Here is a 16,127-nt window from a genome sequence, read left to right as displayed (position 1 = left end):
GGCTGGGCCGCTCAAGAACTCCCCAAGCCCGGGGCTCAATCGTCGGGCCCGGGTTGGGCCTATGGCGGGTGGAGCTAGGCTGCAGCGGAGGCCGCTTTGTCCCGGGGCCGCGGCCCCCGGGGCGCGCCGGCGCCCTGCGGCTTCGTCGCCGCGGCGCCCGCGGGCGGGGCGGCGACGGCGCGGACGAGCGCGGCGGCGATGGCCGCGGTCATCCGCGCGGTCGGCAGCCGCGGCGTGAACGCGAGCACGCGCTCGCCGGGGCGCCGCCCGCGCGAGGACCGGCCGCTCTTCGCGAGCCCCTCGACGGCGCGCTCGCACGGCGAGCCCGGGGCGACGCGCAGCAGGACCTCGGGCAGCCCGATGGGGCCGCCGGCGCCGGGCGCGTAGACGACGCCGACCTCGATCGCCACGAAGCCGGGGAGCGCAGCGCGCGGCGAGAGGCCGAGCCGCAGCTCGTCGGCGTCGGGGCTGCCGTCCGGGATGCGGAGGCGGCCGACCACGCGGAGCTCCGACGCCCTGGCCGCGGCGCCGGCCGCCTTGGCCGCGGCGCCGGCCGCCTTGGCCGCCGCGCGCGCGGACCCCTTGGCCGCCGCGCCCTGCGCCGCGCCCGCGGGCGCCTTGGCCGCCGGGCGGGGCGCCTTGTGCGACCGCCGCACCCGCCGCGCGACGTCGCGCAGGAACGCGACCGGCCGCGCCGCCGGGTCGGCGGGGAGCTCGGCGAGGCGGCCGGTGCAGAAGATCGCGAGCAGCGCCGTCGCGTCGAGCGCGAGCAGGTGGGCGTGGTACGGCGAGGCGCCGGCCACGGCGTAGACCCCCGCGCCGAGCGCGGCGAGCAACGCGGCGAGCAGCGCCTTGCCGGCGCGCGTCGAGACGTCGAGGTAGACGCCGCGCGCCCGCGGCGGCTCGCGAAAGGCCTCGGCCTCCGCGACGGGGAGCCACTTGCCGGGGCGCCGCAGGGCCGCGGCGGCGCGCTCCGGCCGGGGGGTGCGGTGCGCGGCGAGGGCGGTCGCCGCGGCCACGAGCGCGGCGCCGGCCGTGCCGTCGCGCAGCAGCAGCTCCAGGGCGACGCCCGCGACGAGCGCGAGCCCGGCGAGGGCGGCCCGCGGCGCGAGCGGGATCGGGACGAGGGGCCGCGGCAGGGCGCCCGCGGCGCGCGCGAGGCGCTCGTGCTCGCGCGCCTTGAGCGCGACGAGGGCGCTGTAGAGCGCGAAGAGGGCCGCGCCGGCGGCGAGGTAGAGGGTGCGGCTCCGGTCGGGGCTCGCGGCCGCGGCGTCCGAGAGCCGCCCGAGGGCGTCGGCGCTGGGCGGCGCCGCGGCGGGCTCGGGCTGGAAGGCGCGCGCGTCGGCGCGGATCGCCCACCGGATCGGCTCGGCCTTCGGGGTGTACGGGCGGAGCAGCTCGAGCTCGTCCTTGTCGACCGAGCGGCGGAGCGTCGACAGCGTCGACGGCGCCGCGAGCGCGCCCTCGTCCGCCGCGTCGGCGGGCGCCTCGTCGACGCGCGGCTCGTCGGGCGCGGCCGGGATCGCGACGGTGAGCCGCGCCGAGTCGTAGCCGTCGTCCCAGAGGGGCCCGGTCCACGAGACGCGGGCGCTCGGGCCGTCCTGCCGGATGAGCCCCCGCTTCATGAGGTCCGTGCGGTAGCGGAAGAAGAGCACGAACACCCCGCGGCTCAGGCCCCTGCCGTCGAAGCGGGCCCGCAGCGCCGCCGGGCGGCGCGAGCCGTCCTCGCGCGGGCGGAGGTCGGGCGGCAGGAGCTCGAGCGCGACCGGCGTCGCGGACGCCAGGGAGCCCGCCTCCGCGGCCTTGAGGGGCGCGGCGTAGCTGCCCGGATCGAGCTCGGCGTCCGGGTCGACGCCCTGGATGTCGAGCGCGCGGAGCGGCCCGCCCGAGATCTTCAAGGTGACCTTGTGCTCGACCGTGGCGGCGCCGGCCCGGTCGATCGCGAGCCGCACGTCGTCTCCGGCGACGTGCACCTCGACCCACGCCCGCGCCGGGAGCGCGAACGCGATCGACACGAGCGCGGCAAGGAGCGGCAGCAGCAGCGCCGGCCCGGGGCGGCGGGCGATGCGGGAGGGCATGGTGCAGACGTCCCACGGCGCCGCGCGCGGGGCCAAGTTCTGGGGGCGGCGGCGCCCGCCGGCCCGCCTGCGCCCCCTCCCGCCGCGGCGGGGCCGCGCCGCCCTGCGGGGCCTGCCATCAGGGGGCGGCGGGCGCGATCAGAACGCGACGCCGAGCGAGAGCGAGCCGAGGAGCTTGATCTTCCCCGTCTTCTCGTAGAAGACGTACTGGTAGTTGCCCGCGGCGCCTGCGGCGACGGTCGCCGGAGGGGCGAGCGCGACGCCGAGCCCGAACCCGCCCGACATGGCGAACCCGCCGTCGCGGCCGAAGATGTTCGTGCTCCCGATGCTGAGGCCGAGGATGGCGCTGCTCACGTCGCGCTTGCCGGGGGTCACCCTGGGAGAAGGGGTGTAGACCGCCTCGAACGACTCGTAGCCGAGGCGCCCTTTCACCCAGAACCCCTTCAGCGGCTTGCCCTCCACGTAGACGCCGATGTCGGCCCCGAGCGCGAACCCGGTCGTGTCCAGCGTCGCGTCGTCGAGCGAGCCCCAGATCCAGGACGGCGCGAGGCCGACGGTGAGCGGTCCGAGGATGGCGACCTCGCCCTCGAAGGTCATCCGCCCGAACAGGAGGTCCAGCGCGTTGTAGCGGACCGACCAGCGGCAGCAGGTCGCCTCGGGCGGCATCGGGGGCGGCGGCGGTCCGGCCGGCAAGGCGTATCCCTGACCGTAGCCGGGCGGCTGCTGAGGATAGCCTTGCTGAGGATAGCCCTGCTGCGGGTATCCCTGCTGGGGATAGCCCTGCTGAGGATACCCTTGTTGCTGAGGGTAGCCTTGCTGGGGATACCCCTGCTGGGGATACCCTTGCTGCTGCGGGTAGCCTTGCTGGGGATACCCTTGCTGCTGCGGGTAGCCTTGCTGGGGATACCCTTGCTGCTGCGGGTAGCCTTGCTGGGGATAGCCCTGCTGGGGATACCCCTGCTGCGGATAACCTTGTTGCTGAGGATACCCCTGCTGCTGGGGATAGCCTTGCTGCTGAGGATACCCGGCCTGCGGCTGGGCAGCTCCGCCGGGCTGTCCCTGTCCCGGCGGGAGCGGCGGAGCGGGCTCTTGCGCTGCCGTCGCGGGGGCGAGGAGGAGCGCGCCGAGGCCGAGCAGGACGCCGCAGGCGGCCGAGCGGGGAGCCCTCGCCGAGGAGGGCGCGCGCGCCGGGCCCCGACCCGTGGTGAAAGCGCAATCCATATGGCCGTGGACTCTACCGAATCCCGAGCAGGCCGGCTACACGCGCGCCGCGGACCGTCGCTGCGCTCGCGCGCGCGATCGCCTGCCTGTAGTCTCCGCCCCCATGCCGCCGGTCCCCGATCTCGTCACCGCCGCCGCCCCCGCGCCCGGAAACCTCCCCTCCGGCGGATCCGCGGCCGCGACGGCGGCCGATCCAGGCGCGGCGCGCGGCGCCGAGACACCCCCGGCAGAGCTCGATCGCGCGCTGTCCGAGCTGGGCGACGCGGCCCTCGGCTTCGCGCGCATGCCGCCCCGCGAGAAGGCCTCGCTGCTCCGCGCGCTGCTCCCCGGCCTGCTCGCCGCCGCGCGCCCGCAGGTCGAGGCGTCGTGCGCCGCCGCGGGGCTCGACCCCGGCTCGGCGGCGGCCGGCGAGGCGTGGCTCGCGGGGCCGTGCGCGGCGCTCGCGCAGGTGCGCCTCCTCGCCGAGGCGCTCGAGGACATCGCCGCGCGCGGGCGCCCGCGGCTCCGCCGCGGGGCGGTGCGCGCCCGGCCGGACGGCCGCGTCGAGGTGGACGTGTTCCCTGCCGGCCTGAAGGACGCCGCGCTCCACGGGCCCCTCCGCGCGCGCGCCCTGATGCAGCCCGGCGCGACGCCCGCCGGCGTCCTGGAAGCGCAGGCGCCGTTCTACCGGCAGCGCGACCCCGAGGGCGGCGTCGCGCTGGTGCTCGGCGCGGGCGGCGCCGCGAGCGTCCCCCTCCGCGACGCGCTCCACAAGCTCTTCGTCGACGGGCGCGTCGTCGCGCTCGCGGCGAGCCCCGAGGCCGCGCCCCTCGGCGCGCTGCTCGAGCGCGCCCTCGCGCCGCTCGTCGCGCGCGGGCTCCTCCGCTTCGTCCACGTCGGCGCCGACGCGGCCGCCTACCTCGCGGCCCACCCCGCCGTCGCGGAGGTCCACGTGAGCGGCGCGGCGGCGGCGCACGACGCGCTCGTCTGGGGCCCGCCGGGCCCGCAGCAGGCGGGCCGGCGGGCGTCGGGGGAGCCGCTGCTCCACAAGCCCATCACCTCCGTGCTCGGCGGCGTTCGCCCCGTCCTCGTGATGCCGTGGCTCTACGGCAGGGACGAGCTCTGGTTCCAGGTGAGGCTCCTCGCGAGCCGCGTCGTGAGCAGCGCCTCGCTCGGCGACCCCGCGGCGCACGTCCTCGTGCTGCCCAGGGGCTTCGTGCAGCGGCCGCTGCTCTTCCGGATGCTCCACCGCGCGCTCGCCGCCGTGCCCCCGCGGCGCGCCGTCCATCCGGAGGCCGAGTCGCGGCACGCCGCGCTCACGGCCGGGCGCCCGCCCCTCGAGCGCGAGCGCCTCGAGGGCTCCGCCGACGTGCCGCTCCCGTCCGGGGTCGTGCGCATCGGCGAGCCCGGGCCGGGCGCGCCCCCGTGGACGCTGATCGCCGGGCTCTCCGCGTCGGATCCCGCCGAGCCGCTCTTCTCGATCGAGCCGCTCTGCGGCGTCCTCTCCATCGTCGAGGTCGGCTCGAGCGATCCCGTGGAGTTCCTGGAGGCGGCGGCTCGCTTCTGCAACGACCGGCTCCAGGGCACCCTGGGCGCGTCGATCGTCGCGCACCCGATCAGCGAGGAGGACCCCGCCGTCGGCGCCGCGCTCGACCGCGCCCTGCTCGAGCTCCGGTACGGCGTGATCGCGGTGAACCAGGCGCCCGCCGCGGCGCACGCGCTCGTCGCCCTGCCCTGGGGCGGCCACCCGAGCGCCACGCTCGCCGACATCCAGAGCGGGCTCGGCTTCGTGCACAACACCGCGATGCTCGCGCAGGTCGAGAAGACCATCCTGCGCGCGCCGCTCACCACCTTCGCGCGGCCGCCCAGCTCCTGCGATCACCGCCGCGCCCACGTCGTGGGCGAGCGGCTCGCGGCCTGCGCCGCCGACCCGCGGTGGGGCAACGTCGCGCGCGTCGCGGCGGCCGCGCTGCGCGGGTGAGCCGCGGGGCCGGCGCTCGGACAGCGCGCGGGCGGACGAAGCAGCGGCGCCCACCGGGCTCCAGCCGAGCTCCTGGTGGGCGCCGCCTGTCGCGCCCTCGCGGGGCGCTCTCGTCACATCATCCCGAAGGCGCCGCGATCAGGAGGGCAGCGACGAGCGGAACTCCTTCACCTTCTCCACGATGTCGCGCAGCGCGTTCCGCGAGGTCTCCGAGACGTCCTCGGCCAGCTTCTCGGCGTCGAGGAGCGTCGGCTCCAGCTTGCTCCAGGCGTCCTTCGCCTCCATGCCGGCGAGGTGCAGCCTGACCCGGATCTCGTCGCGCAGGGTCTGGAGCGACTCCAGGCTCTTGGTCAAATCGCTCTTCAGCTCGGACGTGATGTTGCTCATTCTTGTCCTCCCGTATCTACGAGGTGTTGGTAGCTCCAGCGTCGATGCATCGGCCGCGCCAGTCGGCGCGCTTCGACGCGGCGCGCGACGCGCGCGCGTCCAGACCGGAGCCGAGCCCATCCATCCCGCGAGCAACCGCCGCGCGGCCCCCTCCTCGTATGTGGCGAAATTGCGCGTCGACGTGCGATTTTGCCTCGCCGATGCGCGAACGCGCGGGCGAGCTCCTCAGACGAGCGCCTTGTGGGCGAAGACGATCCCGTCGTGATCGGCATAGACGAATCCGCCGGGAACATAGGTGATCCCGGCGAACGTCACGGGGACGTCGCGCTCCCCCGCGCCCTTCTTGTTGCTCTTTCGCGGGTGCGTCGCGAGCGCCTTCACGCCGATCTGGATGCGGCCGATCGCCTCCGCGTCGCGGACGCAGCCATACACGACCAACCCGGCCCAGCCGTTCTGGTGGCCGATCGCGGCGAGGTTGTCCCCGAGGAGCGCGCAGCGGAGCGAGCCGCCGCCGTCCACGACGAGCACCCGCCCCTGGCCCGGCTCTTCGAGCGCCTTGCGGACGAGCACGTTGTCCTCGTGGACCTTCACCGTGGCGATGGGCCCGTGGAACAGGCGAGCTCCGCCATAATCCCGGAAGATCGGATCGGCGACGGCGACGGCGTCCGGGTGGTCGTCGCAGAGATCCGTGGTGCGAACCGTGGTGTTCGAGCTCATGTCGACTCCTTTGCAGCAGCGCCGTCGTCCTTGCCCGCCCCCGCGCCGGCGAACGCCGCCGCGTCGACCCCGTGGCGGGCGAGCCAGCGGCGCAGCTGGTTCCGGTGCATCCCGAGCGAGCGGGCCGCGCGCGTGACGTTCCCCTGCTCGCGCCGCAGCGCCATCTCGATGGCGATCCGACGCAGCTCCACCGCCGGCGGCGTGCGCCTCGCGACCTCCGTGATGTCGAGGCCCGCGGAGGGCGCGAGGTCCGACGCCTCCACCACGGCGCGCCCGGCCGCGTGCGCCGCGAGGCCCGCCTGCCGCACCTCGCGCAGCAGCTCCCGCACGTTGCCCGGCCACGCGCGCAGCGCGCACGACTCCACGAGCCCGAGGCTCGGCGCGAGCCGCGCGCCGCCGCGCCGGAGCTCCGCCGCGATCAGCCAGGGCAGCTCCTCGATCCGCTCCGCCAGCGCCGGGATCCGCACCTCGGGCCGGCCGATCCGGTAATAGAGGTCCTCCCGGAAGCGGCGCGCCGCGACCTCGGCCTGGAGATCCCGCAGGGTGGCGGCGCAGAGCCGGAACTCCACCTTGCGCGGGCGCGTGTCGCCGAGCGCGGTCACCTCGCGCGTCTCGAGGACGCGGAGCAGCTTGGGTTGAACCGACGCGTCGAGCTCCGCGATCTCGTCGAGGAACAGCGTGCCGCCGTGCGCGGCCTGGACGTAGCCCTCCGCGTCGGCGGTCGCGTCCGAGTACGCCCCGCGCCGCGCCCCGAACAGCAGCCGTTCCGCGAGGCCCTCCGGGATCGCGGCGCAGTTCACGGCGACGAAGGGGCCGCCCCGCCCCGTCGCCGCGTGGAAGGCGCGCGCCGCGAGCTCCTTGCCCGAGCCGCTCGGCCCGGTGAGCAGCAGCGTCTCGCCGCGCGTCCCCGCGCGCGCGATCAGCTCGCGGGCCTGCCTCAGCGTGGGGCCGATCACCCCGTCCTCGTGCTCCAGGACGCCGCCCCGCTGGAACGGCGCGACATCCGGGGCGAAGCGCAGCAGCGTGCCCCCGATCCGGATCAGCCGCGGGAGCGTCGGGAAGACCCGATCCTCGACCTGCTTGCCGTCGACGAAGGTGCCGTTCCTGCTGTCGAGATCGGTGATCTGCAGGCCCTGGCCCGAGAGCGCGACGCGGGCGTGCCGGCGCGACACCTGATCGTCGTCGATGGCCACCGTGTCGCCCGCCGGCGCACGGCCGAGCACGACCGCGCCGTCCCCGAGCGGGATCGGCGCGCACGCAGGCTGCCCGCGGGTGAAGATGACCACGAGGCCCGGCGTCGCCGACGCCGCGGACGCCGCCTGTGCGTCGGACGCCCTGATCGTCGACTGATCCGCTCCCACACGGTACGCATACCTGATCCAAGGGCGGCCCTGAAGGACCCGAGGATCAGAGCGTAGTGTGGATGGGAAAATCTGTCTTTGGTGGATGCCTGTCCGGAACCTCGCCGCGAGCGCGTCGCGGGTGGGGCGGTCAGTACCGCGGCACCGAGGGGTCGACATCGCGCGACCACGCGTCGATGCCGCCCTGGAGGTTGTAGACGTTCCTGAAGCCCTTCGCGAGGTAGTGCTCGGCGGCCGCCTGGCTGCGCCCGCCGTGGTGGCAGTGGAAGACGATCCGCGCGTCCTTGGCGAGCGCCTCCAGGCGCTGCTGCCCTTCCTGGTCGAGGCGGCGCGCGCCCTCGATCCTCGCGATGTTGCGCTCCTGGTCGGTGCGGACGTCGAAGAGCTCGAGCGCCTCGCCGCCGTCGAGCATCGCCTTGAGCGCGGCGGGCGAGAGCTGCTTGACCTTCGGCGGATCGTTCGGGCTCTCCAGCTTGAAGCCGCCGCCGGAGGGGCCCTCGACGAAGTCGATCGACAGCCCCTCGGCGCGCCGCGCGCTCGCGCGGTCGAGCAGGAATACCACCCCGCCGGCCTCGGCCTCGACGTCGCCGGCCTGCCGCGGGCCGAAGTAAAGGCCGTAGTTGAAGGAGGGGTCGATCTCGATGTGAACGAAGTCGGCGTCGGACTCCCGCGCGGCCGCGAACGCGGCGAGGGCGGCCTGGGTCACGCGGATGGCGGGCGGCGCCTGCGGCGCGCCCTGCGCGAGCCCGAGCGCCTTCACGAGCTCCCCGGTCGCGTGCAGCTCCTTCACGATGTCGCAGCCGCCGATGAACTCGCCGCGGATGTAGAGCTGCGGGATCGTGGGCCAGCTCGAGAACTCCTTGATGCCGTCGCGCAGCGCGGGGTCCGAGAGGACGTCCACCGTCTGGTAGGTGGGCAGGTGCTCGTCGAGGATGCTCACCACCTGGGCGGAGAAGCCGCACTGGGGCATGGTCCGCGTCCCCTTCATGAACAGGACGACGTCGTTCTCGCGGATGATGGTGGTGATCCTGGCCCGCATGGGCTCGCTGAGGCTCATGTGCTTGCTCTCCGTCCGCGGCCGTGGCGGCGCAGTCGATCCCCGCGCGCGTCCGCGGGCCTCTCGCTAGCATGGGCCCTGCACGGCAGCGAGGCCTTGCCGGCGGCGTCGACCGCGCGCTCAGCGGCCGAGCAGGAGCCCCACGACCGCCGCGATCGCGGCGAGGGCCGCGAGGACGGCCGGCGCGCCGAGCTGCGCGCCGAGCGCGCGCAGGCCGCCGCCGCCCGGCGCCGCGGCGCGCGCGAGCGCGTCCGACGGGGGCGGCCCGACGCGGAGCACGCCGGGCGACGCCGGGCTGCCCTCGCGGATCTCGATGAGGAGCTGGTCGAGCGGGGCGTGCTCGCCGAAGGGGCGCACCAGGCGGAGCGTCGCGCCGGCGGTGAGATCGGGCGGGAGCCGGAGCCGCAGCGTCCTCGCGGCGGCCTCGGCCGGGGCGCGGTGGGCGCCGCTCCGGGCGCAGCTGTCGCAGCCGCCGCCGTCGCAGCGGGCGCAGGTGACGCGGGCGGGCACGGCGATCTCGATGTCCGCGCGGTCGCGCGCCCACGCCGCCGGGACGGCGATCGCGAGGCGGCCCCGCGCGCCGTCCGAGGCGTCGAGCCCTTCGCGATCGATCAGCTGCCCGAGCTCGGCTCTGCCCATGACACCTGTGTGCCGCAGCCGGGCCCCGGCGCCAAGCGCCCGCGGCGGACGGAGCCGGCCGCGCGGCCCTCACCCGTGCGCGGGGCGCCCCTCGCCGCGGAGCGTGCCGCCGCCCGCTCGCCTGGCCGGCGGTGATCCTGCCGGGGATCCCGCTGAGCTCGAGCGCCGTGTCCGTGTGGGATTGCGTGCAGAGGCTCGGGCAGAGCTACGGGGGAGGGTGGGGTGGGGGAGCGTGCGGAGGCGGTCGGCGCCATCGCCGCGCCGCCCGCGCGGGGCGGCGGCAGCGACGACGTGGCGGCGCGGGTCAGTCCCCGAGGTCGACGACCTCGAGCCCGTGGTGCCCGAGCGAGCAGAGGGCGCGGTCGCCGTCGAGCGTCACCCGGGAGACGGGCGCGGAGAGCTCGCCCTTGGTCTCGTAGGTCAGCGCGCCGACGTCGGAGCCGTCGATGACGGCGAGCGAGGGCGGGCTGTAGCTGGCGACGAGGAGGCGCGTCCCGTCGGCGATGAGCGGCGAGCTGTAGCCGAGCTCCGCGAACGGCTTCCTCGCGAGCTCGATGCTGCCTTCCTCGAGCCCGCTGACCGCGAGGATCCCGTACGGCACCTCGCCGTCCTCCACCACGTAGTTCAGGTAGGTGAGCATGAACACGCGGTCGTCGCCCACGAACACCCGCCAGATGCCGGCGTCGCCGTCCATCGGGCGCTCGTCGCGGAGGCGCGCGGTCTTGCTGCCGACGTCGAGGAGCTTGATCACGCGGCTCATCCCTTTGCAGACGCCGGGGCCCTCCCAGTCGTTCGGGCTGGTCGGCTCGAAGTCGACGTTCTGCGCGAACGCCCTGTAGCAGGCCTCGGCGCTCGGCACCTCGAGCTCGAACGGCTCGTAATCGACCGTGAGCGCGCGGCCGAGCGCGCCGTCGAAGGCGAGCAGCGACCCGGGCACGTTGACCGGCGTCCGCACGACCGGCGAGGACGGGTCGGACACGTCGATGCGGTCGAGGTAGAAGCGCGCCTTGGAGGGGTCGTCGGGCAGCGGCACCCAGCGCGAGGTCAGCACGGTGGTGCCGTCGATCTGAAGGCCCGTGTGGCCGGCGCCGGCGGGCAGCGCCGCCGAGCGGTGCACCGGGTTCGACGGATCGGAGAGGTCGAGGACCTCGAGCGACGGCTCGTCGGACGCCGGCGTCTCGCCGCCGACGCCGTCGTAGTAATAGTAGGGGTCGTAGTTGGTGTTGCGGAGCACGAGGGTGCTCCCGACCTGCACCACCGAGTCGCCCGTCGGGACGACGGCGCCGTAGTAGTACCCGTAGGCGTAGAGCGCGCTGCCGCTGAACGGCAGGACGCGCTGGCTCGCGATCCGGGGAGATTCGGGGTCCCTGAGATCGATGACGGCGAGGTGCGCCTTGGTCGTCCCGCCCGTGTACGAGGGCCAGAGCAGGTAGGCGTATTGCCCGTGCGCGAAGAGGCGCGCGTCGGCGACGCCGTATCCGTAGCAGTCCCCCTCCGAGCCGGTGGTCAGCGCCGCGAGGTCGAGCTTCCCGATCGGCTCGGTGCGGCCCGGATCCGCGGCCGGCGCGATCTCGAGCTGCGGGCTGCTGGTCCACCAGTCCGCGCTCATGCGGACCACGAGATCGCCGGTGACGACCGCGTTGCTGACGACGGTCGTGAGGGTGAGGTCGGCGACCCCGACCGGGGCGTCGCGGTTGTCGATGTTGAACGTCCCGACCTCCTGATCGGAGACGGCGAAGAGCCGCTCGTCGTGGACGAAGGCGCGCCGCGCCTGGCCGCGCGCGGGGGCGGAGCCGCGCTTCGTCAGCGTGTCGGCCGTGAAGTCGATGAGCTGGATGCCGCTCTTGTACGTGCCGCAGCCAATGTCGCCGTTCTGCTCCCAGCCGCTGTAGGGCACGAGGATCGTGCCGAGGTCGTCCAGGATGGTGAAGGCCTTGTGGATCCGGTCCTGGTCCTCGGCGAAGCTCCCCCACGAGCCGCCGAAGTGGACGCGCTCCAGCATCGTGGGGGCGGTGAGATCCGAGACGTCGAAGAGCGAGACGTGGAGCGAGCCCTCGGTGGAGGCGTTGTCGAACCCGAGGGCGAGCACGCGGTCGCCGCGCGGTTCCATGTGGTAGACCCAGCCGGGCATCTCGAGCTCGCCGAGCTGGGCGGGGTGCTCCGGGTCGCTGAGATCGATGGTGAACAGCGGGTCGGTCTGCTCCGCCGTGATGGCGTAGGCGCGGTCGCCGTCGAAGCGGACCGAGCGCAGCGACTCGGGCTTGGGCAGGCGGAGCTCGGTGTAGCCGAGGGGGGTGAGCTCCTGCGAGGACGCGACGGCGAAGGTCTGGACGCCGGGCTGCGCCGCGTTGTTCCACCAGAGGCCGGGCTGGCTGACGACGCGGAGGACGCCCTCGTGCTCGTCCATCTGCCAGCGGCTCTGGATCTGGCCGGCGGCCTCGACGGTCGTGCCCTCCACGAGGTCGCCGCTCGGGTCGGAGATGTCGATGACCTGGATGGTGGAGTGCCCCTCGGCGGTGCCGTCCCACTCGATGCCGGAGACATACATGCGGTCCTGGGTGACGGTCACGCTGCGGCGCCACCCGTAGCCGTAGGGGTCGTTGTCGCTGAAGCTCAGTTTGTCGACCACCCCGATCGCCTCGGGATCGCCGACGGCCAGGGAGGTGACGGTGGTGTTCGGCGACCTCCCGCACCCCCAGCAATAGTTGTTCTCCAGGGTGATGGCATAGAGCACGTCGCCGACGATGCGCGAGTCGGAGATGGTGCCCGGCAGGTTGAACGAGCCGATCAGGCGGATGTCCGCCGGGTCGGAGACGTCGAGCGCCTCGATGCGGCTCGACTCCGCATAGGTGTACTCGCCGGTGTCGTCGTCGTAGAGGTACTGCGTCCACGACGAGAACATCGCGTAGACGATGCCGTCGCGCAGGTACATCTCGAAGGGCATCCCGCCCGCCTGGTAGCGCCCGAGGAGCTTCAGCCGGTCGCGCCGCGAGATATCGATGACGCTGAGCCCCGCGTACTGCGAGAGCGCGTAGAGCTTGCCGTCCTTGACCTGGATGATGTCGGCCTCGGTGATCGCGCGCTCCGGGTCGTCGTCGCCCCCGCCTTCGTCCGGCCCCGCGGCGCCGCCACCGGCGCCCGTGCCTGCGGCGTTGGCGCTGCCGCCGTCGTCCTCCCCTCTGCCATCGTTCCCGTTCGGATTGCCAGAGATGAAGTCGGTCGGAGCGTCATCGGGCGGATTCCCCGTCGAGCCCCCCACCACGCAGCCGGCGAGTCCGGCCGATGCCGCTGTCGCCGCGACGACGAGCCAGCCGGCGTAAGTTCTAGACAGGAAGGTCATCGTTCACCTCGTTCACGAAGACACAGGGCGTCATGGCCGCGCTGGTGCGTGCTGCGCTGTCCGCGTCCCGTGCCGGCGCACAAGCAAGCGGCAGGCCAGGCAGGAGTCCGCGGAAATGCCCGGCTTTCGCCGGCGCGTGCTCGGTCTGTGCCAGAGTGTGCAGCCCCGCTGGCGGCCGCGGCAGGCGCCCGCCCGCAAGGCGTGCGCTTCGTCGCCGCCGGTGCGCCTCCTTCCGGCTGAGCTCTCATGAGCTGGAGGGCGGCTCGCCTCTTGCAGAGTGCAACAGCGAACAGCGAGAAAGCGGCTCGTCTCGGCGGGAGGTCGCGTTCACGCTTCGAGGACACGCCGGCGCGGGCCCGTGAAGCGACCGGCGAACCCTGGCGCCTGCGGCTGCCGGATGGCACGGTCGAACCCTTGATAGGAGGCTTAACGATGGATCTGTTCAGAAAGCGTCATCGGCTCGTGGTTGGAATGCTCGTGCTCTTCGTCCCCCTGCTCACCGGCGCCAAGGGCAAGGGCTGTCAGAGCCCGGGCGACGGCGGGCCTGGGGGCGGCGGGTCTGCGGGCGGCGAGCCTGGGGACTGCAGGCCGGCGGGCTGCAGCGGACAGATCTGCGCCGATGCCGATGACGAAGTGGTCACCACGTGCGAGTGGCGCGAGGAGTACGCGTGTTACGCGGAGCACGGCGTGTGCGAGCGGGGCGCGTCGGGGGAGTGCGGCTGGCGACCGACGCCGGAGCTCGAGGCGTGCCTCGGGGGCGGCGAGCCTGCCCCGTGCGTGGTGACCGGGTGCAGCGGGCAGGTCTGCGCCGATGCCGACGACGAAGTGGTCACCACGTGCGAGTGGCGCGAGGAGTACGCGTGTTACGCGGAGCACGGCGTGTGCGAGCGGGGCACGTCGGGCGAGTGCGGCTGGCGACCGACGCCGGAGCTCGAGGCGTGCCTCGGGGGCGGCGAGCCTGCCCCGTGCGTGGTGACCGGGTGCAGCGGGCAGGTCTGCGCCGATGCCGACGACGAGGTGGTCACCACGTGCGAGTGGCGCGAGGAATACGCGTGTTACGCGGAGCACGGTGTGTGCGAGCGGGGCGCGTCGGGCGAGTGCGGCTGGCGAGCGACGCCGGAGCTCGAGGCGTGCCTCGGGGGCGGCGAGCCTGCCCCGTGCGTGGTGACCGGGTGTAGCGGTCAGATCTGCGCGGACGAGGACGTGGCCACGGACTGCGCGTGGCTCGAGGAGTACGCGTGTTTCGCGGAGCACGGCGTGTGCGAGCGGGGCGCGTCGGGCGAGTGCGGCTGGCGACCGACGCCGGAGCTCGAGGCGTGCATCGAGGCGGCGACCGGCAACTGAACGCCGGTCGGCGGGCGCTGCATCCCGAACAGCGGTGACGCGTGCGCCACGGACGCGGACTGCGCCGTCGGCGGTTACGGCGGGGAGCTCTGCACAACCCCGCCGTGAGCGACGGGGTCTCGACGTGCGACTGCTCCAGCCCGGGGCTGGCCTGCGGGTGCGTGGACGGCGTCGGCACCTTCTGGAACTGAGGTCGGCGCCGGGGGGGTGCGGCGGTCGTGGAAGAGATCAAGCCGACGCGGGCCGTGCTACCTGTGCGTGCGGCCGGCTGACCGCCTCATAGCGCGCCCCTACAGCGCCACCCTGCCGCAGACGGGACGCTAGCACGCCGCGGCGGCCATCCACCAAGGCTTCATCGCGTCGCGCCGGCAGGCCTCGCTGGCGCGCCACAAGCTGGCTCCCTCAAATCCAAGGAATTTCAGCAAATCGGCGACCCAGCGGCGGACCTTGCACCTGACCGAGGCGCCCACGTGTGGTCAGCCGGACCGGGACGGGGCGGGTGTGGAGGTCGGGGGAGAAAAATGCCGGCGATGGGGGTCCCTGTGCGCTGCGGCCGTGGTACCTTCGGTTCTCCGCGGCGGGAAGGAAGTTGATGCTGACACGCCTAGAAATCGACGGTTTCAAGAATCTTCTCGGTCTCAAGGTCGACTTCGGGCCGTTTACATGCATTGCGGGTCCGAATGGGAGCGGCAAGTCGAACGTCTTCGATGCGATTCAGTTTCTATCTCTGCTCGCGGATCACGAGATCATGAGGGCCGCGCAGATGATTCGGAGCGTCGAAGGGCGCGGCGAAGATCCGAGACATCTATTTTGGACCGACGGCACGACGCGCGCTGACACGATGAGGTTCGCCGCCGAGATGATCGTGCCGGCAGTCGTGCGCGACGATTTTGGACGCGAGGTCAACACGACGACCACGTTTCTGCGCTATGAGCTTGAGTTATCCTACGAGGAGCCGTCGAATAGCGTCGGGAGCCTAGGCCGGCTGAAGCTCCTCAGCGAGCATCTCGGCTATCTCAAGCGTGGTGAGGCCCATGAACACTTGCGTTGGGAGCACAGCAAGCGCGAGTTTCGGGACCACGTGATCGTAGGAACTCGCAAAGGCAAGGCGTTTATTTCTACGGATATGGAGGATGGCAAGCGGACCATCCGGGTGCATCAGGATGGCGGGAGCAGGGGCCATCCGAAGCCTTGGCCGGCTGATACCGCGCCGCGGACAATCGTCTGCACCACGGCGACCGCATCCGATCCTACGATCCTCGCCGCCCGGCGAGAGATGCAGAGCTGGAGGCTCCTCATGCTGGAACCGTCAGCGATGCGCAGCCCCGATCCGTTCCTCGCCAAACCATACATCGAGCCGAACGGGGCTCATTTGGCGGCAGCGCTGTACCGATTGGCGACGGCACCGCAGGAAGACGGACAGCCACATCCGCATCGCGTTTATGGTGATATCGCTGCGCAGCTCACGAGGCTCGTCGACGTTGCTGCGATTCGCGTGGACCGCGACGATAGGCGCGAGCTCCTGACGCTCGAGCTGCAGCAGCCGAAGGGTGGCTTCCTTCCGGCGCGCTCCCTATCGGACGGGACACTCCGCTTCCTAGCGCTTTGCATCATCAACAACGATCCAGCGGTCGAGGGGCTCATCTGCATGGAGGAGCCGGAGAACGGCATCCACCCGGAACGCATTGGCGCCATGGTGGAGCTGGTCCGCGGCTTGGCTGTCGATCCGCATCGGCCGCCTGGTGATACTAATCCGTTCCGCCAAATCATTGTCAATACTCATTCTCCCCCATTCGTTCAATTTCAGTACCCTGAGGATCTCCTGTTCGCAAAGCCTGTGACCGTCCTGGGGCCTTCGAAGGCGCCGGTGCGCACCATGCGCCTATTGCCGGTGAACGATCCGAAGCGTCATTCCTGGCGAATCTCACCCGGCGAGGTAAGCGTCGGCCGGTCGGAGATCCTGGCATACCTCTCCAGGCCTCCCGGTGCCCAGCTGACGCTCGGGGACTACGCGGCCTAGAGG

Annotated in this window: 11 protein-coding genes; 3 read left to right on the top strand and 8 right to left on the bottom strand. The window is 73.3% G+C overall.

Going from position 1 to position 16,127, the window contains the following annotated elements; translation table 11 throughout:
* Window positions 1–74: 74 nt before the first annotated feature.
* Window positions 75–2,078 carry a hypothetical protein gene (locus NQZ70_RS38910; RefSeq protein WP_129578745.1) on the bottom strand — a complete coding sequence of 668 codons (2,004 nt, stop codon included), beginning with the start codon at window positions 2,076–2,078 and terminating at the stop codon, window positions 75–77.
* 138 nt (window positions 2,079–2,216) lie between these two features.
* Window positions 2,217–3,299, bottom strand: coding sequence for a hypothetical protein (locus NQZ70_RS38905; protein WP_207217598.1), 1,083 nt, complete (start codon window positions 3,297–3,299; stop codon window positions 2,217–2,219).
* Between the two features lie 103 nt (window positions 3,300–3,402).
* On the opposite strand from NQZ70_RS38905, the gene NQZ70_RS38900 reads away from it, so the two are divergent.
* Complete coding sequence (locus NQZ70_RS38900) at window positions 3,403–5,259, top strand: hypothetical protein (protein WP_129578744.1); 1,857 nt, start codon at window positions 3,403–3,405, stop codon at window positions 5,257–5,259.
* 138 nt (window positions 5,260–5,397) lie between these two features.
* Here NQZ70_RS38900 and NQZ70_RS38895 read toward each other — a convergent pair whose 3' ends face one another.
* From NQZ70_RS38895 to NQZ70_RS38870, 6 genes are all read right to left on the bottom strand, one after another.
* Window positions 5,398–5,646 carry a hypothetical protein gene (locus NQZ70_RS38895; protein WP_129578743.1) on the bottom strand — a complete coding sequence of 83 codons (249 nt, stop codon included), beginning with the start codon at window positions 5,644–5,646 and terminating at the stop codon, window positions 5,398–5,400.
* Between the two features lie 225 nt (window positions 5,647–5,871).
* On the bottom strand, window positions 5,872–6,363 hold the full coding sequence (gene rraA, locus NQZ70_RS38890; RefSeq protein ID WP_129578742.1) for a ribonuclease E activity regulator RraA: 492 nt from the start codon (window positions 6,361–6,363) through the stop codon (window positions 5,872–5,874).
* Window positions 6,360–7,724 carry a sigma 54-interacting transcriptional regulator gene (locus tag NQZ70_RS38885; RefSeq protein ID WP_129578741.1) on the bottom strand — a complete coding sequence of 455 codons (1,365 nt, stop codon included), beginning with the start codon at window positions 7,722–7,724 and terminating at the stop codon, window positions 6,360–6,362. The genes rraA and NQZ70_RS38885 overlap by 4 nt, the downstream gene beginning before the upstream one ends.
* Window positions 7,725–7,854: 130 nt before the next feature.
* Window positions 7,855–8,781: a Grx4 family monothiol glutaredoxin gene (grxD, locus tag NQZ70_RS38880; protein ID WP_129578740.1), complete on the bottom strand. Its 927-nt coding sequence runs from the start codon at window positions 8,779–8,781 to the stop codon at window positions 7,855–7,857.
* A gap of 120 nt (window positions 8,782–8,901) precedes the next feature.
* Window positions 8,902–9,420, bottom strand: coding sequence for a hypothetical protein (locus tag NQZ70_RS38875; protein WP_129578739.1), 519 nt, complete (start codon window positions 9,418–9,420; stop codon window positions 8,902–8,904).
* Window positions 9,421–9,724: 304 nt separating this feature from the next.
* The gene (locus tag NQZ70_RS38870) at window positions 9,725–12,760 is read right to left on the bottom strand and encodes a beta-propeller domain-containing protein (RefSeq protein WP_129578738.1); all 3,036 of its coding nucleotides are present in this window, start codon (window positions 12,758–12,760) and stop codon (window positions 9,725–9,727) included.
* A gap of 432 nt (window positions 12,761–13,192) precedes the next feature.
* Between NQZ70_RS38870 and NQZ70_RS38865 the strand changes: the two genes are divergently transcribed.
* Both NQZ70_RS38865 and NQZ70_RS38860 read left to right on the top strand, forming a co-directional pair.
* Window positions 13,193–14,104 (top strand): hypothetical protein, encoded by a 912-nt coding sequence (locus NQZ70_RS38865; RefSeq protein WP_237244426.1) that lies wholly within the window; start codon window positions 13,193–13,195, stop codon window positions 14,102–14,104.
* A 592-nt stretch (window positions 14,105–14,696) separates the two neighbouring features.
* Entirely contained in the window at window positions 14,697–16,124 is a 1,428-nt protein-coding gene (locus NQZ70_RS38860) for an AAA family ATPase (RefSeq protein ID WP_129578737.1), read from the top strand.
* The last annotated feature ends 3 nt before the right edge of the window (window positions 16,125–16,127 follow it).

The organism is Sorangium sp. So ce836 (genome assembly GCF_028553905.1).
Lineage (GTDB): Bacteria > Myxococcota_A > Polyangia > Polyangiales > Polyangiaceae > Sorangium > Sorangium cellulosum_D.
The sequence above is the reverse complement of the archived record's forward strand: the minus strand, read 5'-3'. Positions and strand labels throughout refer to the sequence as shown.